The sequence below is a fragment of the Bacillus sp. USDA818B3_A genome (genome assembly GCF_009928415.1).
Taxonomy (GTDB): domain Bacteria; phylum Bacillota; class Bacilli; order Bacillales; family Cytobacillaceae; genus Neobacillus.
On record NZ_JAABNN010000003.1, the window covers coordinates 392,099 to 414,002 of the forward strand.

General features: G+C 38.1%; 23 protein-coding genes and 3 pseudogenes. 3 read left to right on the forward strand and 23 right to left on the reverse strand.

All coding sequences use genetic code 11. The annotated features are described in order from the left end of the window. The first annotated feature begins 189 nt into the window (after positions 1 to 189). Entirely contained in the window at positions 190 to 861 is a 672-nt protein-coding gene (locus tag GXK58_RS08230; protein ID WP_160721599.1) for an SIMPL domain-containing protein, read from the forward strand. 61 nt (positions 862 to 922) lie between these two features. Here GXK58_RS08230 and GXK58_RS08235 read toward each other — a convergent pair whose 3' ends face one another. The 17 genes from GXK58_RS08235 to GXK58_RS08320 form a co-directional block, all read right to left on the reverse strand. Further along, positions 923 to 1,435: a TlpA family protein disulfide reductase gene (locus tag GXK58_RS08235; RefSeq protein WP_237389600.1), complete on the reverse strand. Its 513-nt coding sequence runs from the start codon at positions 1,433 to 1,435 to the stop codon at positions 923 to 925. Between the two features lie 58 nt (positions 1,436 to 1,493). After that, on the reverse strand, positions 1,494 to 1,625 hold the full coding sequence (locus GXK58_RS08240) for a CcmD family protein (protein WP_160721600.1): 132 nt from the start codon (positions 1,623 to 1,625) through the stop codon (positions 1,494 to 1,496). Between the two features lie 15 nt (positions 1,626 to 1,640). After that, on the reverse strand, positions 1,641 to 2,402 hold the full coding sequence (locus tag GXK58_RS08245; protein WP_160721602.1) for a cytochrome c biogenesis protein: 762 nt from the start codon (positions 2,400 to 2,402) through the stop codon (positions 1,641 to 1,643). Between the two features lie 3 nt (positions 2,403 to 2,405). Next, complete coding sequence (locus GXK58_RS08250) at positions 2,406 to 3,086, reverse strand: heme exporter protein CcmB (RefSeq protein ID WP_160721603.1); 681 nt, start codon at positions 3,084 to 3,086, stop codon at positions 2,406 to 2,408. Then, positions 3,083 to 3,787: an ABC transporter ATP-binding protein gene (locus GXK58_RS08255; RefSeq protein ID WP_160721604.1), complete on the reverse strand. Its 705-nt coding sequence runs from the start codon at positions 3,785 to 3,787 to the stop codon at positions 3,083 to 3,085. The genes GXK58_RS08250 and GXK58_RS08255 overlap by 4 nt, the downstream gene beginning before the upstream one ends. A 25-nt stretch (positions 3,788 to 3,812) precedes the next feature. Continuing rightward, the gene (locus tag GXK58_RS08260; RefSeq protein ID WP_160721606.1) at positions 3,813 to 4,808 is read right to left on the reverse strand and encodes a hypothetical protein; all 996 of its coding nucleotides are present in this window, start codon (positions 4,806 to 4,808) and stop codon (positions 3,813 to 3,815) included. Then, positions 4,801 to 5,178: a hypothetical protein gene (locus GXK58_RS08265; RefSeq protein WP_160721607.1), complete on the reverse strand. Its 378-nt coding sequence runs from the start codon at positions 5,176 to 5,178 to the stop codon at positions 4,801 to 4,803. Before GXK58_RS08265 ends, GXK58_RS08260 begins: the two co-directional genes overlap by 8 nt. A gap of 12 nt (positions 5,179 to 5,190) precedes the next feature. Then, positions 5,191 to 5,694 (reverse strand): cytochrome c-type biogenesis protein CcmH, encoded by a 504-nt coding sequence (locus GXK58_RS08270; RefSeq protein ID WP_160721609.1) that lies wholly within the window; start codon positions 5,692 to 5,694, stop codon positions 5,191 to 5,193. Position 5,695: 1 nt separating this feature from the next. Beyond that, positions 5,696 to 7,678, reverse strand: coding sequence for a heme lyase CcmF/NrfE family subunit (locus tag GXK58_RS08275; protein WP_160721610.1), 1,983 nt, complete (start codon positions 7,676 to 7,678; stop codon positions 5,696 to 5,698). A gap of 25 nt (positions 7,679 to 7,703) precedes the next feature. Beyond that, on the reverse strand, positions 7,704 to 8,156 hold the full coding sequence (locus GXK58_RS08280; RefSeq protein ID WP_160721611.1) for a cytochrome c maturation protein CcmE: 453 nt from the start codon (positions 8,154 to 8,156) through the stop codon (positions 7,704 to 7,706). A gap of 13 nt (positions 8,157 to 8,169) precedes the next feature. Beyond that, entirely contained in the window at positions 8,170 to 9,231 is a 1,062-nt protein-coding gene (locus GXK58_RS08285; protein WP_160721613.1) for a hypothetical protein, read from the reverse strand. Between the two features lie 282 nt (positions 9,232 to 9,513). After that, positions 9,514 to 10,170, reverse strand: a complete 657-nt coding sequence (locus GXK58_RS08290) for a c-type cytochrome (RefSeq protein ID WP_160721614.1) — start codon at positions 10,168 to 10,170, stop codon at positions 9,514 to 9,516. 9 nt (positions 10,171 to 10,179) lie between these two features. Then, positions 10,180 to 10,629: a PCYCGC motif-containing (lipo)protein gene (locus GXK58_RS08300; RefSeq protein ID WP_272928132.1), complete on the reverse strand. Its 450-nt coding sequence runs from the start codon at positions 10,627 to 10,629 to the stop codon at positions 10,180 to 10,182. A 167-nt stretch (positions 10,630 to 10,796) separates the two neighbouring features. Next, the gene (locus GXK58_RS08305; protein WP_160721618.1) at positions 10,797 to 11,294 is read right to left on the reverse strand and encodes a DUF6803 family protein; all 498 of its coding nucleotides are present in this window, start codon (positions 11,292 to 11,294) and stop codon (positions 10,797 to 10,799) included. A 137-nt stretch (positions 11,295 to 11,431) separates the two neighbouring features. After that, on the reverse strand, positions 11,432 to 11,989 hold the full coding sequence (efp, locus tag GXK58_RS08310; protein WP_160721620.1) for an elongation factor P: 558 nt from the start codon (positions 11,987 to 11,989) through the stop codon (positions 11,432 to 11,434). 22 nt (positions 11,990 to 12,011) lie between these two features. After that, positions 12,012 to 13,073 carry a M24 family metallopeptidase gene (locus GXK58_RS08315; protein ID WP_160721621.1) on the reverse strand — a complete coding sequence of 354 codons (1,062 nt, stop codon included), beginning with the start codon at positions 13,071 to 13,073 and terminating at the stop codon, positions 12,012 to 12,014. Between the two features lie 76 nt (positions 13,074 to 13,149). Beyond that, positions 13,150 to 13,647, reverse strand: a complete 498-nt coding sequence (locus GXK58_RS08320; RefSeq protein WP_160721623.1) for a YqhR family membrane protein — start codon at positions 13,645 to 13,647, stop codon at positions 13,150 to 13,152. Positions 13,648 to 13,888: 241 nt separating this feature from the next. On the opposite strand from GXK58_RS08320, the gene GXK58_RS08325 reads away from it, so the two are divergent. Next, positions 13,889 to 14,833, forward strand: a complete 945-nt coding sequence (locus tag GXK58_RS08325) for a DUF1385 domain-containing protein (protein ID WP_160721624.1) — start codon at positions 13,889 to 13,891, stop codon at positions 14,831 to 14,833. A 57-nt stretch (positions 14,834 to 14,890) separates the two neighbouring features. Beyond that, the gene (locus GXK58_RS08330) at positions 14,891 to 15,283 is read left to right on the forward strand and encodes an SA1362 family protein (protein ID WP_337248168.1); all 393 of its coding nucleotides are present in this window, start codon (positions 14,891 to 14,893) and stop codon (positions 15,281 to 15,283) included. 69 nt (positions 15,284 to 15,352) lie between these two features. Here GXK58_RS08330 and GXK58_RS08335 read toward each other — a convergent pair whose 3' ends face one another. The 6 genes and pseudogenes from GXK58_RS08335 to GXK58_RS08360 all read right to left on the reverse strand — a co-directional run bounded on the left by GXK58_RS08335 (position 15,353) and on the right by GXK58_RS08360 (position 21,754). Next, entirely contained in the window at positions 15,353 to 16,237 is an 885-nt protein-coding gene (locus GXK58_RS08335; RefSeq protein WP_160721627.1) for a patatin-like phospholipase family protein, read from the reverse strand. A gap of 81 nt (positions 16,238 to 16,318) precedes the next feature. Then, a complete protein-coding gene (splB, locus tag GXK58_RS08340) occupies positions 16,319 to 17,344 on the reverse strand; it encodes a spore photoproduct lyase (RefSeq protein ID WP_160721629.1) in 1,026 nt (341 codons plus the stop codon). 145 nt (positions 17,345 to 17,489) lie between these two features. Beyond that, positions 17,490 to 18,092, reverse strand: a pseudogene (locus GXK58_RS08345) (hypothetical protein); the annotation flags it as partial. Positions 18,093 to 18,382: 290 nt separating this feature from the next. After that, a pseudogene (locus GXK58_RS08350) lies at positions 18,383 to 18,898 on the reverse strand (vitamin B12-dependent ribonucleotide reductase); the annotation flags it as partial. A gap of 249 nt (positions 18,899 to 19,147) precedes the next feature. After that, a pseudogene (locus GXK58_RS08355) lies at positions 19,148 to 20,584 on the reverse strand (vitamin B12-dependent ribonucleotide reductase); the annotation flags it as partial. Positions 20,585 to 20,917: 333 nt separating this feature from the next. Further along, on the reverse strand, positions 20,918 to 21,754 hold the full coding sequence (locus GXK58_RS08360; RefSeq protein ID WP_160721633.1) for a lipoate--protein ligase family protein: 837 nt from the start codon (positions 21,752 to 21,754) through the stop codon (positions 20,918 to 20,920). Positions 21,755 to 21,904 lie beyond the last annotated feature (150 nt).

Here is a 21,904-nt window from a genome sequence, read left to right on the forward strand (position 1 = left end):
CTTTCTCATTATTTAAAATGTATGCCTGCTTGGACACAATATGACTTGTAAATCTGTAATTTCATTCTATTTTGGGGGTACGAATGCTAGAACACTATATTCATATTTAATAGACTTGATGGTCAGTTAAGAACACTTTAGGGAGGGGCCAAATAATTTATTAAAGGTATGAAATGGAGGGGGAAAAAATTGTATCATTATCATGTGCCTAACCGAAATGGTTCACAGCCTAAAAGTAATTTAATCAAAGTAACAGGTGAGGGGGAACTTTCCGTTCCACCCGATACTGCCTCAGTCAATTTAGGAGTCATAACGGAAGCGAAGGAGCTGGTATCTGCCGGGCAGCAAAATGCGGTTGAAGTGTCAAAAGTGGTCAGTGTACTGCAGAGTCTTGGGGTACCTAAAAATCTTATTCAAACGTTTGATTATCGGATTGAGACAGTCTACGATTATCAAGATGGAAAACAACTGTTTCGCGGGTATAAAATCACTCACCTTCTACAAGTGAAATTAGAAGATTTACAAGCAGCAGGAAAACTGATTGATGCTGCCGTTCAAAGTGGTGCCAATTATGTATCCAATGTACAATTTAGTCTTAAAAATACAGAGACTTATTATTTGCAAGCCTTGTCTCTTGCACTAAACAATGCAACTAATAAAGCTAAAGCGATTGCTTCAACCTTGCAGGTTGCCTTAGTACCAACTCCTATCATGATCATTGAAAGCGGATCTCCTATTCAGCCCATACATTTTCCTGCCGAATCGCTAGCAAAAGGGCTTAGTTCCACACCAGTTGAGCCTGGACAAATCCAAGTAAGAGCTATCGTATCAGCAGAATTTCACTATCACACGAACAACTGATGATAAAAGTAAAAAAGGAATGATCCTTATTTATTGATCATTCCTTTTTTATTTGATGTGATTATTTATCATATTTCTTAGCCCAGTTATATAACTGCATCTCTGTCACAGGTCCATTAAAGTGCACTCTGATTATTCCTTGTCTATCAATAACAAAAGTTTCAGGCTGTCCTGTAACATTATACAGTTTTGAAACCTTTGCATTATAATCAAATAAATAATTCATTCCCTCTTTGTTGTCTTTGGTTGATTTTTTTATCCTATCGATTGTTTCCCCACGGTTTATCATTAGAAATGGATACTTTGCCCCATAGTCTTTTTGAAACGCCGCTAGTTCAGGAAATTCCTCTTTACAAGGTTCACACCAGCTCGCAAAATAATTGATAATAACAACTTTCCCTTTATATTCAGAGAGTTTAGTGGTGCCTCCTTCATATTTAGGCAGTTCAAAGTTATAAGCCTTATCACCGACATCGGTATTTTTCCCTTTTGTTACCAAACTGTACCCAAAAAAACTAAACATTCCTACAATCAGAATTAATACGAGTAATTTGATGACTCGCTGGTTCATCATGTTTCCCCCTGACAGTTTTTACAAAGGGCCTGGATTTGGTTCACAGGTCCCAAAAAAATCACTTATCTAGTTCTTTTAAAAACTCAATTTCCTTTTTTAACTTTGTATGCCTTTTTCCTAAAATGAACATATAAGCAAAAATGACAACCCAAGCAACAGTATAAGCCCCGTACATATATTCAAAACCCATGAATGATCCCTCCGATTATTTATCTAGATCTGCTCTTAATTTTTCTTTATAATGTTCCACTTTTATTTTCATATTTTCAAAGGTAACACCTTTATACAAAAGGTACGAATAGAGAATGGTGAATGCTGCAAGCGAGACAAATAATGCTGTAAGCATCGTCCCATCAATTCCTCCGCCTTGCTGCGACGCTCCCTCACCAAAAACGATTGGATGGAATTTTGTCTGCCACCAGCGAATGGCGAAAAAAACAATTGGAACATCTGCAAATCCAATAATACCGAATACTGCAGCGAGCCTGGCTTTTTTATCCCAAACTCCATCCATTTGACGGATCATGATATAGGCAATATAAATAAAAAATAGAATTAACGTCGTGATTAACCGAGGTTCCCAAACCCACCAGGTATTCCATGAAGATTTTGCCCATATCGGACCTGTAGTTAGCACAATAATTGTAAAAACTACACCGACTTCGGCAGATATATAGGCATAGGTGTCAAATATTCTTTTTCGCTTAATTAAAAAAAGAATACTAAACACGAATGTAACGAAAAAAGCCATAAATGCCAGCCAGGCAGAACTCACATGAAAATAAAAGATTTTTTGTGCCGCCCCCATTGTTTTTTCTTCGGCAGCGTAGATAAAAATAAAATAGATGGCAACTAACATGGAAATAACTGACGCACCAAACAGGATCCCTAAAAGATTGCTTGTCTTCGTTTCCTGCAATTGCGCTCTGTGAAGAACCGCTTTCTCTTGTTCGAGATTTATACTCATCACTTAAACCTCCAGCACATAATCTATTAATAAGAAACAAACAACAAAGAAGATCACATCATAGGCTGCAACCAGTTGGATCCAGGCTATTGCACTCGATAACTTTTCCATATTAGTTAAGATTATCTTTGTTGCTTGTACAACACCGATTAGTATTGGTGTTGTAATGGGAAATAATAAAAGGGGCAGCAGCATTTCACTGCTTTTTGAATTTGCTGCAAGCGCTGCTAAAAACGTACCAATGGCAATAAAGCCAAAACTCCCCAAAAAGATGACTAGGATAAAAAAGCCAAAACTGCCGAGAAATTTAAAATCAAACAGTAAAAATAAAAATGGGATAGATACCATTTCCACAATCAGCATCATGGTAAAGTTCGCCAAAAACTTGCCTAAATAGATACTCGCCGCTTCCATTGGGGCTGTTAATAAACCTTGCATCGTATCATTTCGCTGTTCGGAAATAAACGATCGATTAAGTCCTAGTATCCCTGCAAAAACAATAATGACCCAGATAACCCCTGGGATTACCGCTTTAGTAGTATTATTGGCTGGGTCAAAAGCAAAGCTGAAGACAACGATTACAAGACCTGCAAAAATTATTTGTGTTGTTAAAATTTGTTTTGTTTTCAGTTCTGAATATAAGTCCTTTTGTGCTAATAAGAGGGCAGTCCGAAAAAAATTCATGATACGCCCTCCATATGAAAGTCATATTTTTCATTAACTATTCCAAGATTGTGATGATCCATTCTAAAATCATCAACAATTTTTCCATTCTTTACAATAATGATCCGGTCACAAATCTCAGCTGCTTGTTTAAAATCATGGGTAACCATTAATGTTGTTGTCCCTTTTGCTTTCATAGCCAGGATGACATTATTCAATATCGAAATGGCCCCTTGGTCCAAACCGGTATGAGGTTCGTCCAGCAGGAGGATCTCTGGATCATGAATTATTGCCCTTGCAATAGCAATTCTTTGAATCATCCCTCTTGAGAAATTTTTGACAGGATCGTTTAAAAAAAATGATAATCCCACTTCTTTTACAAGCTTTCTGGCCTTTTGCTCAACATCTTTAACCCCGTAAATATTGCCAAAAAAAACGAGGTTTTCTAATGGAGAGTAATGATCATAGAGCAAACTGGAATGGGGTAAATATCCCAATAGTTTTTTTATGGCTAATTGATTCTTGCGGAGTTCCAAACCATCCACGATCACTTGACCTGAAGTTGGTTTAATTAAGGTTGCCAGTACCTTTAAGAGCGTACTTTTACCCGCACCATTTGGTCCTAAGACAGCCACTGTTTCTCCTTTACTTATTGAGAGGTCTACACCACGTAAGATCAGCTTATTATCAGCCTGCTTCGTCAGTTTATTAATTTCAATCATCACGCTTTCCCTCCCATCCCAGCTGTTACTCAATGAAGCTCCGTAAACTTAGCTTTACTTGCACTAAATGCTGTTTGTACGCAGCAAGCTTTCCATGGTACTCTTCTTCTGTGAGTTTCCCATCATCAAAAGTTTCTTCCAGTTCAATAACCTTTTCCATAATGGCTTTTTGTTTTGACATTAATTGCTGAAATGCCTGTTCTTCTTGATCTGCTCCGAGTCTTTCTTCTTCTAATCTAGCTTTTCTCTTAAAGTAGATAAAAGAAGCAATACCTGCAATAATGATGGCCCCGATAATAATTAAAAAGATATGTGGGTTAAAGCTGTGTAAAGGCGATTGTGCCCACATTCTAAGATGTCCAGGATTATGAAATGCAGGGGCTGTGTGAGTAACACCGCTAGTGCTTTCATTGTCTGTACTTGCTTGAGACTGTTCGGTTTCATCCGCTGAAGGTTGAACATCCTTATTATATATAAGTGAAAATGTTTGATTTACCTTCAGACCCTCAATGCTATAACCATAGTAATTTTGATCATCAAATTTGAATAGACCTTGGCTAGTTGCAACCGCACCAGTCACTTCCACACTGCCCATGCCTTCAGGTACAAGAATTTGCATCATATCAACCGGATAATCCATGGTTAATTTGATTTCTTCTCCTTTTGGCATTCTATAACTGTATGGGAGGACGGTGGTTTGATTCTTAGGAATGGGAGTTGTGGTAATAAACCCCTTATCCACTTGTTTAAAGGCAATTTTATTATCTAGGAAATTTAGAGCTTTTGCATGAGCTGGCAATGTTACCTTTAATACAGCCTCGCTCTGACCATCACCTTTATATTCCCCGGTCGAATGGTTTGAATAGTTCACCATATTCATCATATTAGTTGATCCATCTTCCGCCGGGCTGACAACGAGATAATGCATATCAATGGATACCTTTGAATCTGATGCTGCTAAACCTTGGAAGGGGGCTAGCAGCATCAGTCCTAGGAGAATAATAGTGATTTTTTTAATCACTTTCCTTCCCCCTTTTTCTTGCATAAACTTTCATCTGTGCTTCAATTTCTTTCTCCACTTCTGCTAGTAAATCTTTATCAATACTCGGGTCTACAAACATTTCTTCTTCTTTCATAATATTGGCAATTTCTGTTTCATATTGTCTCTTTAAATTTTTGTAATCTGCATGTGAGATTTTATCCATTTTGTACTCAAACTCTATTTCGTTTAGAGTCGTAAACAGCGCCTCTTTTGTGCTAACTAGATGTTGATCTTTGGAACTGAATTGAATAAATGTTTCCCACTTAAAAAAAGGAGCTAATAGTAAAAATAAACATATCAACGCTAAAGCTGCAGTAAAAATAATTGAAATGATTGAGATATCATGCATTTTGTCCACATCCTAAAGATACTTTTTGCGTTCTTCATCGATCATAGAGGAAAGAATTTCTCCTTCTACTTCATCCACTGCGCTTTCATAATCAGTTATGTCGCCTTGGGTACCTTTTCTCTTCACCCACTTACGGATAATGAAAAACACAGCAACTGCAGCTACTCCTAATACGACAAATGGAAGAACCCAAGCTGTTAAACTAAAACCGCTTTTCTCAGGGGATGTTAAGATTTCTTCACCATAAATATTTACATAATACTGGCGGATTTTATCCTTATCCCAGCCTTTGTTCATCATCTCAACTAAATCCTTTTTAAACTCCGTAGTGAGATTACAGGTATTCGGATCACACTCATAATGATCCTGACCACAGCCGCAAGTACAGGCAAACTGCTGAGCAACAGCTTTAAACTCTGCTGATTTATAATCAATCTGGCTAGCTTCCACCCGGAGGAAGGAGACCTGAAAGATAAACGCAATTACAAGGAGTCCAAGATAAAGTTTTTTCCTCATTTTAAGACACCTCTTTGCGTACTCCTGTGTACCTCGGAGTAACATTTCCATATTTTCCGTTCCAGACGGCAAATAGTGCACCAATTACGATCATAAAAGAACCAATCCATAGCCAATCCATCATTGGATTAATTTTGACAACAAAGGTCGCTTTTCCATCATCTTCCCAGGCACTTAATACAATATATAAGTCTTCTTTTATAGATGAAATGATGGCTACTTCAGAAGATGGCTGTTCCCAGTTGCCATAAAACACTTTTTCCGGCTGGAAGGTACCTAGCTTTTTACCATTTCTAAAAACGGTCACATCAGCATAGACGATATCATTAATACCTTCTTTCTTTTGGTCGAGCCGATCATAATTAATTCGGTAGTCTTTAAGTTCAATTGATTGACCCAAGGCAACTGTTTTCATTGTTTCAACATCATAGTTTTGTGAACCGATGATTCCCATCGTTATAAAGGCAATTCCAAGATGGACGATATATCCTCCGTAGCGCCGGCGATTACGGATCATCAGACGATATAAAGCAACTAACGGGGTTTCTTTTGTCATCTTTCTTCTTGCTTTAACACCTCTATAAAACTCTAAAAAGTGTGTGATCAGTAATAAAATAATGACCCCGTATCCAATTACAGCCCACGCTTTTTGAATTCCGAGGACAACCATTAGAACCATACCAGCTACGGCAAGAATGGCCGGAATTAAAAAGTTTTTTCTTAGATTTTTCACGGTAGACTTCTGCCAGGCAAGCAGCGGACAGACAGCCATCACAAACATCATTGACAATAGGATCGGAGCTTCCACTTTATTAAAGAAAGGCAAGCCCACTGTTACCTTAGTACCACGAACAGCTTCAGATACAAGCGGGAAAATAGTTCCCCAGAATACAGCAAAAGCCGCACCAACTAATAAGAGGTTATTAACTAGAAAACTGCTCTCTTTTGAAATAAATGAATTAAATTCTCCGGCACTGCGTTTAAGCAGGTTATAGCGGCTCATTAGTACGTATAATGATAAAATCACCGCAACACCCATAAAAATTAAAAAATATAATCCAAGATTTGAATTTGCAAACGCATGTACAGAAGTTAATACACCGCTTCGGACAAGAAACGTTCCAAATAATGTCATTGCGTAAGAAACAATAATTAAACTAATGTTCCATATCTTCAGCATGTTCTTCCGTTCCTGGATCATTACGGAATGCAGGAATGCCGTTGCGGTTAACCATGGCATAAATGATGCATTCTCAACAGGGTCCCAGGCCCAGTAACCGCCCCATCCCAGTTCCACATAAGCCCATTGGCCGCCAAAGATATTACCAAGGCTTAAAAATAACCAGGCAATAATGGTCCATCTTCGAGTCATTTTAATCCAGAAATCATCAACATTTTTCAATAGTAATGCTGCCATTGCAAAAGCAAATGGTACAGCAAGCCCGACATATCCCAGATAAAGTGTTACCGGGTGGATAATCATCCCTGGGTTTTGAAGCATAGGGTTTAGACCCTTTCCTTCCGTAGGAATGGTATCCAATAAGACGAAAGGTTTTGCAACAAAGCCTAAAATGAAGAAAAAGAAAACGGCATTAGCCAATAAAATAGCAGAGATGTAAGGCACCATTGGGTTGCCTTTCATCTTTCTTGAGTACGCAATCATCACCATATAAAGAGTTAAAAAGAATGTCCATAATAATAGTGAGCCCGCATTCCCAGCCCATAAGGCAGTAAGTTTATATATCACAGGAAGTTCACTGCTGGTATAATCGGCAACATATTCATATTGAAATTGAGATGTTGCTAAAAGGTAGAATAAGGAGAGCATTGCCATGGCGGCACAAACAAATAATGCAATCATCCCCCCTTTGCCGCTATTAACTAGTTTTTGATTTTTTGTGCTAATTCCGAGGGTCATAATTAGCAGGGAGTAAATTGCGATAGCTAACCCAATAAATATGGTAGCATTAGCAAATAAATACATTTCGTCACCTTCTTACGTTGACTTGTTATTTTTCTGTAGCTGGTTGATCTAACAATTGTTTATGTTTCTCAGGATCATAGTTTTTCATATCTTTCCCCTCATATTTTGAAGGACATCTAGTTTTAACCGATTCAGCAGCAAATGTATCCTTTTTAGTTGGGGAACCTTGCAGGATAGTAATGACTCCTTCAGAAAAGTTATCGGGTTTTGTACCATGGTACAAGACATGCATGACATTGCCATGATTATCTTTAACGTCAAATTTTAATTCGATTTTGTCCGAGTTCCATTTAATTGTGTCTTCCATTAATAAGCCCTCAACAGTTACAAAATCGTCTTTATGCTGTTCTTGAGTTGCCAATAGTTCTTTCATCGTTAACTCCACACCACTTGACCCAGGTGTAGCAGCCATCAATAAGAATACAATTGCACCAGCAATAATGAATCCGCCTAACATTACAAGAGTATTTTTTTTCATCCCTCTCACTCCATTAGATTAATTTTTTCATTTCTTCTTCGTACATTTCTTGGTCAATCTTTCCAGTTAATAGTTTTTTACGCAGTTCCTTTTTTTCTTCGTCATTTAGAGATTTGTTACGATCTTTTTTTTCGGCGGGCTGTTTTGTTGATTGAGACTTTTTATTTTTACCAATTGCCTCCTTACGACGGTTTACAGGAGTTCTTCCTTTTAATCCAAAATAAACGAAGATTCCGGCAATGATCAAAGCAATACCTATAATAGATGCTCCACCAACCCCAATAAGCGGCTGCTCTGTTTTACTGCTTGAACCCTCTTTACTGACTTGGTCTGTTGCGGTTACACCACTATGGGTTTCATCATTTGGCGCCTGCTGCTTATTAATGGCCTCCAATGTGGATTCGGTTCCATCCTTTGTGTATGAAAAAGTATATTTTAGATTTTCTTTGGCCTTTACATTTTTGTATTGGTAATAATAAAGCTCTTCCCCGTATTCACTTTGTATGTTGTTTGCCGTTTTTGGCTCTAACTTAATATTTTCGGCTTCCATTGGGGAGTAAAAGATGACATCTAATTGGTCAATTTGTGCATTATTCAGTAACTGATATGTAAAACTTTTTTGTTCCTTCACATTAATCGTTTTAGTGTAAAATTCGATAACAAATTGATAGGTTTCATTATTCTTAATTGCCTTTGCCGGTTTCCAAGTAATGATTCCCTTTTCTTTATCAACATCATACGGCCGCTCTACTTCTGGCTTATTTTCCTCTGGAAACTCTGCAACCAACGAGGCCTCAAATCCCTTGTCCAACGCAGGAATAGGTATTTCAATTTTCCCCTTATAATCCTGGCCACTTTTGTTAATAATTGTTCCATACTGTCCGACTAGTAATGATGGAACATCTCTTGATCCCCAATCTTCGGGATAATCAAATTCCGGCATTACTTGTACCTGCATTTCCTTAAAGGGAAATTTCTCCGCTTGGAACACAGCTTCGGCGCTCGTTCTAGAACCTGTAAAACTAGTTAGGAATGAGAAAATCACAAACATTGCTAACCATTTTTTCTTAAGCATAATAATCCTCCTTGGCTTAGAAAACTCATCCATAGACATCTTAATTTTCACTATAGTCCTCTTAAAAATAAATATAAGTGTTCTATAAGCGATAGAGTTGAATCACTCTTGAACATTTTGTTAAAGGGTGGAAACGTTTGACTTTTTGACAAAAAACCACCACAAATTGTTCACATTTACAATATCTTCATGGTTTATTAGGGATTTTGTCGGATTGTCATTTATTAAAATAGTAAAAAACCTGTACCCTCAATTGGGCACAGGTTTTCTTTACTAATATAACTATTTCTTTTCTTCTAAGGATCGGATATACATAACAATGTTAGAAATATCCTGTTTCTTTAATTGACGTACACCGTCAAGACCTTTTAACGAAGGACCCATTCTTGTTCCTTCACGTCCATATGCTGTACTAATCCATATTTGCTTATCAGTTGTAAATTTTAAATATTGTCGATGTGATAGGGCGGTTCCCATTCGCAGCATACCGGCACCGTTATCCATATGACAGTTCTTGCAGTATAGATCATAAAGCTTTTTGCCATTTTCAGGATTCCCAGTGATGTTTTTAGGTACATTAAATTTGATTTCCTCCGTTTGCCAATTCCTGATAAAGGCTGTAAGGTTTTTTAACTCACCGGCTGATAATCTCGGTCCATAGGCAGGCATACCGGTTCCTTCTCTGCCAAACTTTATGTAATTAGATAAAGTCTTATCTGTTACAGAGTTTAAGAAATGTTGATTATTTAAAGCTGTACCAGCATATTTCCCTTCACCTTTTCCAGTTTCACCATGACAAACCAGACAATTAGTTTTGTATACCTTTTCACCCGCTTCAATAGCCTGTGAATTCTTTTTGTCGAATATATTACTATTACTTATACAAAAAATAATACCAATAACAACCAAAATATAAAATCCAATAAGTATTTTCTTCATGGGTTACCCCTACTTTGGCTCAGGTGTTGGGGTTGGTTCCCCAAGGTCTTCATACTTTTCAGTAATCAATTTGTAGATCTTCTCAGGACTCTTACCGTTAAGATGCATATCTATTGCCTCCCGGGCAATATTGACACAAGTATCTCACGATATCCCATGTGAATCCCATTCTTGTACAGCATTGTTATCTCCAACACTCTTAACGAAACAGTCTAGATTGCTCTTATGGCCATCTGCCACGCAGCCACAATAACAGGGAACTTGTGCAACGACTTCTGGATGTGTTGAGGCCATTATATATGTTTCTTGAACTTTTTCAGAAGAGTTTAATACGAAATCCGGCAGTGGCTGATGCTTCTTATCAAGTTTCCAACTTTGGTCATCAAGCTTGGAACTGCATCCTGCAGCAATGATTGCTAATAGAATGAAAAGGAAGAAGAAAGTAGTTATTCTTTTCATCTAGTATTCACCCCTTTCCTAATATTCTTATACAACTGTTATTTTAGCAAATAGGGATATCTACACTTATTCTAATTTCTTACTATTTAGTGAAGTTTTTAAGCTTACTAAAGTAAATTACACTTATTTAGGTAAAAAGGAGGCCTAAACGCTGCCTCCTGTTGTTACTACATATTCATCATGTCATGGCCGCCTGCAGAACTTGTACCTAGCGAGGGATCAATCATACCGAAAATCATCGCAATATGGGCAACAACTAAGAAGATACTAACAAAAATGGCATGGATTTTTAACTTTTCTTCTTCTGTCCTATTTTTATAAATCAGGCCTAAATCAAGTAATGCCATGCCAAGAAACGGAATAATACCAAGCAGGTAGAAAGTGACCGCTACAACGTCAATCCAGCCTTTCCATTCACCATTTACTGTTAGTGGGATGTACGCATTTTTCATTAAGTAAATAAATATACCTGTAAAATAAAAACCGGCAAAGATTCCTGTTACCTTATTCAATTTTCTTAAAGCACCATCTAATTTCCTAGTAAATAAAATGGCTATTTCTGTTATTGCAAGGATCTCTGCACAGATGACCGGTACTGCCATAAAAATTAATAAATTCCAAGGCTGATTATCGGCCAGCAGCCCCATATAATGTGTCATATTCATGTTTATCTGCTCCTTTAAGTTATTTACACATTTAATATAAAAAATAAATGTGCAGAAACTTAGGAGAAACTTTGAATAAAATGTGTTAATTGGTCAAAAAAACCTTAGACCATTTTATGATCTAAGGTTGGTATAGATTATGCACGAGAAACATAGCTTGCTTCCGTTGTATTAATGATGAGTTTATCTCCTTGGTTTATAAAGAAAGGAACTTGAACAATAAGACCCGTTTCAAGTGTTGCAGGTTTTGTGCCGCCAGAAGCTGTATCCCCTTTAATGCCAGGTTCTGTTTCGGTAACTTCTAATTCAACCGTATTTGGCAATTCTATACCAAGTGTTTCATATTGGAACATCATGATGTGGACTTCCATATTTTCTTTTAAGAACTTTAATTCATATTCAATGTTTGCAGCTGGAAGTTCCACTTGTTCGTAAGAATCCATATCCATGAACACGTGAGAATCACCGCTTGCATAAAGATATTGCATTTTACGATTGTCAATCTGTGCTTTTTCTACCTTTTCACCTGCACGGAACGTTTTCTCTTGAATCGCTCCGTTTCTTAAATTACGGAGCTTTGAACGAACAAATGCCGCTCCTTTTCCTGGTTTTACGTGTTGGAAGTCAAGAACGCGCCATAGGCCGCCATCGACTTCGATTGTTAGTCCCGTCTTAAAATCGTTAACTGAAATCATGTGTAAATCCTCCTAAAAATTCTTACAATATAATGAGTTCCTTTGTAGAGTGGGTAAGCGCTTCATTATGAGTGTCCGTAATTAAGGTATCGTCTTCAATTCGAACGCCGCCAAGACCCGGTATGTAGATTCCTGGTTCACAAGTAACCACCATGCCAGGTTCTAATATCATATCAGACTTCATGGATAAACCAGGTCCTTCGTGTATCTCAAGTCCAATCCCATGACCAGTAGAGTGGCCAAAGTATTCCCCATAACCCTTTTCTGTTATGTAATCTCTAGTGATAGCATCTGCTTCCTTCCCTGTAATCCCAGGTTTAAATCCTGCCATCCCGCGTAATTGTGCTTCAAGAACAATATTATAAATTTCTTTCAGCTTCGGATCAGGTTCGCCAACGGCAACAGTCCGGGTAATATCTGAGACATAACCGTTATAATAGCAGCCGTAGTCCATAGTGACAATATCTCCCGCTTCAATTACTTTATTACTTGCCACACCATGAGGCAGTGCGGAACGATGACCAGAAGCAACGATAGTATCGAAAGATGAGGAAGTAGCGCCAGCCTTTCTCATAAAAAACTCAAGCTCATTTGACACTTCTAATTCGGTTTTTCCTGGACGGATAAAATCCAAAATATGTTTAAATGCAGCATCAGCAATATCTGCTGCTACCTTTAATATCTTAATCTCTGCGTCCGTCTTAATCAAGCGTAACTTTTCAATGACACCTGAAATTGGGATAAGTTCAGCATCTACTTCTTTTTCATATACTTTAACAGCAGAATATGTTAAAAAATCCGCCTCAAAACCCAGCTTTTTAATCCCTAATTTTTCCACTTGATGAGCAACTTCTTCCGCTATGGAACCAGAAAATTTAATAATATCAAATCCCTGGCATTGTTCTTGAGCCTGTTCAATATAGCGAAAATCTGTAATAAACTGTGCCTTGTCAGCACTAATTAATACCACACCTGCTGTTCCTGTAAAATTAGATATGTAGCGGCGATTGTATGGACTGGTAATTAATATTCCATCAATATTATTTGCCGAAAAAGCAGATCGTAATTTTTCTAATTTTGGCATTTCCCCACTCTCCCTTTTTCTTTGGTTAAAGATAAAAATATTTTATCATAACCTCTTATATTCGACTAATTCAAATTTACGTGGAAGCCTCTTTGTCTTTTACAGTATTAATTTCATATTCATAATTAATGGAATAACCAATAAAAGTTCCATATAGGATATATAAACAAATAGAAGTTATAATGGTATCCCTGCCCAACTCTGTAAATGGTTTAATTCCAGGAAAAATGGGATTAAGAACAAAAAAGACTAATAAGAACAGGACAATACCAAATCCCATTCCGAACCAGATGCCCTTGAGCTTTCTTAGAACCGCATAGTATAGAAATGCAGTTAGAATTGAAACCATTACTAAAAAGACCAACGAAATAACTTTCCCAAGCCAGCCATATTTCCAATTACCTAACGCCCAGGGCTCTAGTATGACATTAGGACTAACTTCTGTGAAATTAAAAAAATATGCAATGTAGCCGATAATACCCCAAAAAAGCCCTCCGAATAAACCGGTCCAAAAAACCATCATTAAAAAAGACATGGGTTTTGGATAATGTTTTATCTGCTGTTCATTTGACATTAAAATACCTCCGATTTATTTTTACTTCGCAAGTTTGTCGTGTTTATTTAACTAAATTCCAACATTATTATGCCCTTAGCGTATCATTCCTTACATAGAAAAAATTTTTTTAGTTATTTTTCTGGAAAAATCATGTCATCCTAGAGGTTTTTTCACTTTTCTAGTAGAATAAAATTAAGTACATACAGATAAATCTATTCTGCTATTGTGCAACTAAGTTAATAGGTTGGTGTTAATAACCATGTCTAAATCTCAAAAACCAATATATGGCGGTCAGGCAGTTGTTGAGGGTGTCATGTTTGGCGGAAAGCATCATTACGTTACTGCCATTCGCAGAAAAGATCGTTCTGTAGAATACTTTCACTTACCACGGAAAGCTAATCCCTTTTTCTCACGATTAAAGAAAATTCCTTTATTACGCGGAATAATTGCCATTATTGAAGCTAGTGCAAATGGCTCAAAACATTTAAACTTTTCAACCGAAAGATATGATGTAGATCCTCAAGATGATCATACAATTAAAGAAAAAGAAGTTTCGAAAGTATCGATGTATTTAGGAGTAGCCGTTATAGGAGTCATCTCATTCTTGTTTGGGAAATTTGCTTTCACTCTAATTCCGGTTTTTTTAGCTTTCCTAACAAAGCCTATATTCCCATCCGATTTTGCTCAAGTAATGGTTGAAGGGTTTTTTAAGCTCTTACTGCTCCTTTCATATATATACTTTGTATCACTTACCCCACTTATAAAAAGAGTGTTTCAATATCATGGTGCAGAGCATAAAGTAATTAACACCTTTGAAGCAGGGGTAGAGTTAACAGTTGAAAATGTGCAGGCCCATTCTCGGCTGCACTACCGCTGTGGCAGCAGTTTTATCCTTTTTACGGTCGTTGTCGGTGTGTTTGTTTATTTACTAGTCCCCACCACGCCATTATGGTTACGTGTGGTGGACCGTCTTCTTCTCATACCTGTAGTATTAGGAATTTCATTTGAAGTCTTACAGGTGACGAACAAATTACGAGATATACCGGTATTAAGGTATTTAGGTCTACCAGGACTTTGGCTTCAATTGTTAACAACAAAGGAACCAACTAATGACCAAGTAGAAGTGGCAATTCTCTCTTTCCAAGAATTATTAAGGAGAGAGCGTGAAACAGAGTTTGATGCAAAAAATGAGGAAATTGTCTAAATCTTTTTACCTATGTGTTTAAAAGAATAAAAAAATGCTTAAGATGCTCTTAGGGAGGTGGCTTTCTTGAAAAATCGGATTTCAACAACCATTGTTGGGATACTTATTATACTTGCATTGCTTGGACTTGTAGGTTCATTTACAGCAAATCCTGCCGGTTTCATTCAGGGAATAGCTGTCATGGCTTTGATTGGTTTAGTCATTTATTTCCTTTTTCGAAGGTTTTCAAATTCGAACCCTCAGAAAAAAGAGCAGCAGGCATTTCTTAAGGCAGCAAAAAAATCTAAAAAGCGACTGCAGCAAAAAAGTGGGGATACTTCTGCCAAAGGCTCCTCTCTTGGAACATTAGCAAAATTAAAGAAAAGCACCAGGACCAAAAAGAAATCACCTGCTCATTTAACCGTAATTGACGGCAAAAAGAGTAAAAAGAAAAATCGAGCGTCTTTTTAGACAGCTCGATTTTTTTTAGAAAAGCGGAAGCGCCTTGAACAGGCGCTGAAGATAGACATTAGCAAATATTTAATAACTCCATTTATTTAAAAACTTTTTTGCCTGTTCCCGGCCGATGTCAAATAATTTTAGTTTTTTTTCGTGAGTCAAATCAAATTCGGTTAAAGAAACTCCTTCAGCTTTTATAAAGAGGATATTATCAACATGTTTTCTTGAGATATATCTTTGATCATGCGCATCCTTCATGGTTTCGAATAAGGCCCCAAATAGTTGAATCCCGTTTTTGATATGATGTTTCTCATGTTCATATTCACTTGGGCTTAGTTTTATTCCTAGTACAGGCCGGACTTTTTTCACATGCTCCGTATCAAACAGCCAAATAGGAAAGTTACTTAATACTCCCCCATCCACTATGACATTCACTCCATCCCTTGACCGTAATTTTACCGGCTCAAAAAAATAAGGGATACTGCAGCTCATTCTTATGGCTTTAGCGATTGAAAAAGATCCAGGATCAATCCCGAACTTCGGTAAATCATCAGGCAGAACCACCATTTGCCCATTTGAAAGGTCAGAAGCAATGACTCTTAAAGCATCCGGAGGCAGGTCTGAAAAAGTCCTTAATCCCTTGGCTGCGAGTTTTTCCTTTAGCCACGATTCCAGTTCATTTCCCTTATAAAGACCCAGTTTCCAGTATACGAGCAGCCATTTAGCAATAGAAAAAGGAACAATTGTTTTTCGGGTATCAAGCATTTTCGGCAAATCAAATTCATCCACTAATTGATAAACCTCTTTACTTGTGTAGCCAGCAACTACTAATGCGGCAATAATCGAGCCTGCACTTGTACCTGCAACCCGGGCAAACTGAAATCCTCTGTTTTCAATTTCTTCGTAGGCTCCAATGAGAGCAAACCCTCTTATCCCCCCACCAGAAAAAACGCCGTCTATCTTCATGGGCAGCCACTCCTATAGATGAACTTGTTACATCTTTAGTCGGCATGCTTAGAATATAGTACGGCGGACAAAGTAAAAATTTTAAGTGAAATATTGGACTACTGCATCAGGAAAAAATTCTTGAACATATGCCCGGATGGTCGTTTCCAAATCCTTTGCTTCTTCGGTCGGATAGACGTATTTACCAATTCCATATCTGCCCCATTTATACTTTCGTTTTTCCTCATTCATTTCGAGCTTCGTTTTTGGATAACGTTTGGCAATGACATTTTTAGCTGGTTTGGTAAAACGATGCTGAATGAGTTCAAATGTCAAATCTGGCACGTCTACACCTTTTAGTTCCTCACTAAGACGTTCAAATAATTCCTTATATCCTTCCTTCCAGTCTTCATGCATGTAGATAGGTGCAACGATAAAACCTAACGGATACCCGGCATTAGCGACTTTGCGGGCTGCTTTTAAACGTTCTTCAAACGGGGAGGTTCCTGGTTCAAAGTTCTTGATCACGTAACGAGAATTGACGCTAAACCTGAATCGTGTTTTCCCGTTGTGTTTCGCATCGAGAAGATGGTCGACATGATGGAATTTTGTCACGAATCGAAGCTGGCCATACTCGGATTGTCCAAAGAATTCTATGGCCTTCTTTAAAGAATGGGTTAAATGATCGATTCCGACAATGTCAGATGTACAAGCTGCCTCAAACCGTGTAATTTCGGGTTTGCGTTCATCCATATACTTTTGCGCCTGCTCAAAAATTTCATCTAAATTTACATAGGTTCGTATATACGGCTTGCTTCCAAGTGTAGTCTGGAGGTAACAATAATGGCAGTGACCCATGCAGCCGGTAGCGAGTGGGATGGCGTACTCTGCAGAAGGTTTAGATGTATCAAATTTCAGCGTTCTTCTTATACCCACTACAAGGGTTGATTTAGCATTTCGGTATTGCTGGAGTTCGTTATCACCAGGTATTCCTCTGACTTGATTATGTGAAGTGGTTTCCCGAATTTCCAGCCCTAACTTTGTAAATTTTTCTTTTAGCTCCCTGCCAAGCGGATATTCTAATGCTTTAGGCTCGATATAGACAAGCTGAGGCATAAAAGGGTCCATAGTGACTCCCTCTTTTCTAATTGTTTTTTAGTAGTATGAGTTGTTGTCAGGGAAGATAATAAGAAATCATAAAGAGAAGTTTTTCCATTTGAAAATTGGATTAAAAAAGAGGATGGAACCAGTTAGTTCCATCCTCCAAAAAGTTTTATAGCCCGCACTTTAATTGTGCATTACAGTTGGTACAAGTATTACATCCGCCAATTTCTTTGACTTTTCCTTTACGGCAGACCGGACATGTATTGCCGACCTCTGATCCGATTGTTACGTCTGTTGAGCGAAGGTCGCTGATTGTGTCTACAAGAACGACATGTTGTTGCGGTTTTTCATCGAACATGGATAATTGTTCATTTGTGTTATCTTCTGCTTTTAAAGTCAATACTTGTGAATCACGTGAACCATCTACATAGACGGTACCGCCTTTAGCTCCGCCGCGGTATAGGCGCTCGTATACTTTTTCTACTTGCTCTACGCTGTATCCCTTTGGTGCGTTAACTGTTTTACTAATGGAGCTGTCGATCCAGCGCTGAATGACACATTGAACGTCGGCATGTGCTTCTGGTGCAAGCTCCATGGCTGTAACGAACCATTTTGGCAGGTTGTTAGGATCTGCTTCTGGGTGCTGATCAATATATTCTTGGACAATATCTGCTTTAACTTCAATAAATTTGCCAAGGCGTCCACTGCGGAAGTAAGAGAATGAGAAATAAGGCTCTAATCCTGTAGAGACGCCGACCATTGTTCCAGTACTCACGTTTGTTACTCTCTATAATTTATAGAGGGCGGGGTTATCAGTACCCGCTCCATATGTCGCCATATGGGTCAGACTATATCATCAACCATTTAAGTGGTTGCTCAGCATGTAGTCGTTGAGGGGTCAGCCACGACTTCCCTGCGGATTGTCTGGTAGGCTTTCGCCAACACTCTTACCTTTTTACCTATGAAAAGTTGGCAAGACAAGGTAGTAAGAGATACGCCAGGGTTTCCCGCATATAGCTAAGTTTACGCAGCGCTCTTACGAACACCGGGGGCAATATATTTACCCGTTGGAGCAACAGTTAGCAAATGTGAATTTCTAATACCTTTTTCTAGGATTGATTCCCGAATATCTTCAGGCATTTTTTTCATGAAGCCAGTGTTAATGAACGCCTGTCTTAAGCGATTTGTTTCTTCAGGTGTTTCCGCTGTTAAGAATGGGAAGCTTCCCTTTTCTGTTGCTAATTCTACAGATGTTCTATAAGCAGTTGTTGCAATCGTTTCAAATACTTGATCAACTAGCTCATTACCTTCTGGTGAACCATACTCTGTTTCACAGTAGATTAACAGGTCATGTAATCCCATGACACCAAGACCTACACGGCGTTCACCAAGCGCTTGTTTTTTGTTTTCTTCTAAGAAATAAGGTGTAGCGTTAATAACGTTGTCTTGCATACGGACACCGACTGCTACTGTCTGTTTTAGTTTCTCAAAATCAACTGTTTTTGTTTCCTTATTAGCCATTTCAGCAAGGTTAACTGCTGCTAAGTTACATACTGAGAATGGTGCAAGTGGTTGTTCCATTTGTTATCCTAATGGCTTTTTATCCACTAGTTCTAACGGTTGATTTCCCGTTAGTTCAGCATATCTTTTCATTACTAAAAGTAATGTTGCGGCCTCGTGCGAAGATTATAGTCTGCCTATGGCAGGATCACTTCGTATGCGTTGCCCCTGACTGAACTTTTACCTTCAGCCTTCGGTTCGGATTCTCAATCTCAGAGTTCCCGCTTCATTCCGCAATTTTTTACGTGAGGCAAACTAAGCCACTTTACCACACGGATTTGTTGCTACTACTTGTTGTCCATATGCTTTAGCATTGGTCATGTCGTTTGCATTATCAATAAAGAAAATACCTGGTTCTGCAGAGTAGGTTGCACAGATGTTGATTAAGTTCCAAAGTTCTTTTGCTTTAATTTTCTTATAAACACGAACCTTGTGGCCAAGTTTTTCCCACTCACGGACATCCCCGACTTTATGCCATTCTTCATTGTAGTTTTTCATTTCATCTTGATTGTATTGCTCTACATATGGGAAACGAAGTTCATATTCACTGTCGTTTTCAACAGCTTCCATAAATTCCTTTGTTAAACACACAGAAATGTTTGCACCAGTTAGGAATTCAGAGTTATGAACTGTATAGTTTCCGCCAGTTAAAAGTTTTTCTTCAGCATGAGCAATGATATTTTCATCAAACCCACCAAAGCCAGGGATGCTTTTATAATTTACGACCCCTTGGTACATTGCCGTTTCTTGAACAGTTAATGGTGTAAACTTTAGTTTATCTTTCGCATGTTTTTTGATTGTTTCATCATTTGTATTTTCAATTAAGAATCGTAGAATTCTAGGATTCTGCATTTTGGAAATAATAAATTCAATAATGTCTGGATGCCAGTCAGCCAGCATGATCATCTGAGCGCCCCTACGCGAACCGCCTTGTTCCACAAGATGAGTCAATTTCGCAATATCATCCAACCAAGAAACCGAACCAGATGATTTTCCATTTACGCCTCTAGCCAGAGTATTCCGTGGTCTTAACGTCGAACCATTTGTTCCAACCCCGCCGCCTCGGCTCATGATTTCCATGACCTGTTTACGATGGTCTGAGATGCCTTCTCGCGAGTCCGCAACAAACGGCATGACATAACAGTTGAAATACGTCACATCCGTATTAGCACCTGCTCCGTAAAGAACCCGGCCGGCCGGAATAAAGTTCAAGTTCACTAACTCTTGATAAAACTTCTCCGTCCACTCTTTACGCTTCTCTTCGGTTGTTTCCACCGCCGCAAGACCTGTAGCATTCCGCTTTGCAATCTGCTCATAGAAAAGCTCTAATGGCTTCTCAATCACATCTAAGGACTTAATGATTTCACCTGTTGCAGCTTCCTCAGGGTCAAGTACTCCTCTAAATTCCTCTTCAACCAATACTTTTGCCTTTTTATTTTCCCAATCAATCTCCAAAATCGTACCTAAGCCGCGTGCTGGGAATTTTGGATCCTCTTTAATTGTAAGAACAACAAAGTCGCCAGTTGTCAGGGTAATTTTTGCAGTGTCTTTAAAGGTGTATCGATCGAGCATAACCAGTCTTGAAACACCTTTATGAGTTATTTTCATATCTGGGGTAACCGGATGCACTTGGGGGAATAGGCGGATATCCTCATTCAACCTTTTAAAATCAATATTCATTTTTTGTCTAAAAACTACAGACATGAGAACAACTCCTTTTATATAAATCTCTATATTGTGCTAGATTCTAGTAGCATCGCTATATCTAGTTGACTTAATAAATTTAAGTTAACATAGATATAGACTATAAATCAACATATAGTACCGAAAATATTTTCGACACCACTATATATTGTATGACGAGCAAATAACATTTATTTTGTCAAACTCAAAAAAAACTAGAATTAGAAGAAAATAAAAGATTTTAACGGTTTTTCGTCAAATAACAGGATAATTTAACAAAATTCGAGGCTTGCCTCTTTTTTATAAAGGGAACTTATCAAAGAAAAAAAGCGGCGATTGCCGCTCACACTTCCCCTATCTTTTGAAATTCCATTCATCACTCTCATAACGCTCATTGGCTATTTTCTCCACATAAGCAAGTTCTTCTTCTGTTAATTGGTATGGTTCCAACTCGATATTTAACCCCTCACCAAAACCTTTATAAAAAGCTTCCTTGGCTTCCTCTAAAGTAATCCTTCTCGGGCTAATCTCATTTATGGCCACTGCCTTATCCTTAAATGCCTTTTTCATCCGTTCCTTTACCCGTTCATTTGGGTATTTAAACAAACTGAATAACTTTTCTTCATCTAAATCAAGCAGGATAGAACCATGCTGCAGAATCACGCCCTTTTGTCTTGTTTGGGCGCTTCCCGCTACCTTCCGGCCTTCAACAACGAGTTCATACCAGCTTGGAGCATCAAAACAAACCGCAGAACGGGGATTCTTTAACGCATCCCTTTCTTCAGCTGTTTTAGGAACCGCAAAATAAGCCTCAAGCCCTAAATGGTGGAACCCTTTTAATATCCCTTCAGAAATCACACGATAGGCCTCAGTAACTGTTTTCGGCATCTCTGGATGGTCTTCTGAAACAATCACACTATATGTAAGCTCATGCTCGTGGAGAACCCCACGGCCGCCTGTAGGTCTTCTTACAAATCCCAATTGATGCTCCTTTACTGCATCCATATCAATTTCTTTTTCAACCTTTTGGAAATAACCTACTGACAAGGTTGGCGGATTCCATCCATAGAACCGAATAACAGGAGGAAACTTTCCTTGACTGTGCCAATCAAGCAGCGCCTCATCCAAAGCCATATTAAAAGATGGTGAACCATTACCAGAATCTATAAAACGCCAAGTTTCTTTTTTCATAGTAAAAACCTCATTTGAAATAAATTCGTACGAATTTTAGTCTACCAAAATCTGATAGGAATTCAAAACGAGATGTTTCTGGTATAATTTTATTAGACAAAATGAAAAAGATTTTCCTTTTCATCTTTATCTTTAATCGAATGACTTATA

Bases quoted from the DNA above. Each gene is read 5' to 3' on its own strand.
- GXK58_RS08235 (WP_237389600.1), bottom strand. From the start codon at position 1,435: ATGATGAACCAGCGAGTCATCAAATTACTCGTATTAATTCTGATTGTA.
- GXK58_RS08240 (WP_160721600.1), bottom strand. From the start codon at position 1,625: ATGGGTTTTGAATATATGTACGGGGCTTATACTGTTGCTTGGGTTGTC.
- GXK58_RS08245 (WP_160721602.1), bottom strand. From the start codon at position 2,402: ATGAGTATAAATCTCGAACAAGAGAAAGCGGTTCTTCACAGAGCGCAA.
- GXK58_RS08250 (WP_160721603.1), bottom strand. From the start codon at position 3,086: ATGAATTTTTTTCGGACTGCCCTCTTATTAGCACAAAAGGACTTATAT.
- GXK58_RS08255 (WP_160721604.1), bottom strand. From the start codon at position 3,787: ATGATTGAAATTAATAAACTGACGAAGCAGGCTGATAATAAGCTGATC.
- GXK58_RS08265 (WP_160721607.1), bottom strand. From the start codon at position 5,178: ATGCATGATATCTCAATCATTTCAATTATTTTTACTGCAGCTTTAGCG.
- GXK58_RS08270 (WP_160721609.1), bottom strand. From the start codon at position 5,694: ATGAGGAAAAAACTTTATCTTGGACTCCTTGTAATTGCGTTTATCTTT.
- GXK58_RS08275 (WP_160721610.1), bottom strand. From the start codon at position 7,678: ATGTATTTATTTGCTAATGCTACCATATTTATTGGGTTAGCTATCGCA.
- GXK58_RS08280 (WP_160721611.1), bottom strand. From the start codon at position 8,156: ATGAAAAAAAATACTCTTGTAATGTTAGGCGGATTCATTATTGCTGGT.
- GXK58_RS08285 (WP_160721613.1), bottom strand. From the start codon at position 9,231: ATGCTTAAGAAAAAATGGTTAGCAATGTTTGTGATTTTCTCATTCCTA.
- GXK58_RS08290 (WP_160721614.1), bottom strand. From the start codon at position 10,170: ATGAAGAAAATACTTATTGGATTTTATATTTTGGTTGTTATTGGTATT.
- GXK58_RS08305 (WP_160721618.1), bottom strand. From the start codon at position 11,294: ATGAATATGACACATTATATGGGGCTGCTGGCCGATAATCAGCCTTGG.
- efp (WP_160721620.1), bottom strand. From the start codon at position 11,989: ATGATTTCAGTTAACGATTTTAAGACGGGACTAACAATCGAAGTCGAT.
- GXK58_RS08315 (WP_160721621.1), bottom strand. From the start codon at position 13,073: ATGCCAAAATTAGAAAAATTACGATCTGCTTTTTCGGCAAATAATATT.
- GXK58_RS08320 (WP_160721623.1), bottom strand. From the start codon at position 13,647: ATGTCAAATGAACAGCAGATAAAACATTATCCAAAACCCATGTCTTTT.
- GXK58_RS08325 (WP_160721624.1), top strand. From the start codon at position 13,889: ATGTCTAAATCTCAAAAACCAATATATGGCGGTCAGGCAGTTGTTGAG.
- GXK58_RS08335 (WP_160721627.1), bottom strand. From the start codon at position 16,237: ATGAAGATAGACGGCGTTTTTTCTGGTGGGGGGATAAGAGGGTTTGCT.
- splB (WP_160721629.1), bottom strand. From the start codon at position 17,344: ATGGACCCTTTTATGCCTCAGCTTGTCTATATCGAGCCTAAAGCATTA.
- GXK58_RS08360 (WP_160721633.1), bottom strand. From the start codon at position 21,754: ATGAAAAAAGAAACTTGGCGTTTTATAGATTCTGGTAATGGTTCACCA.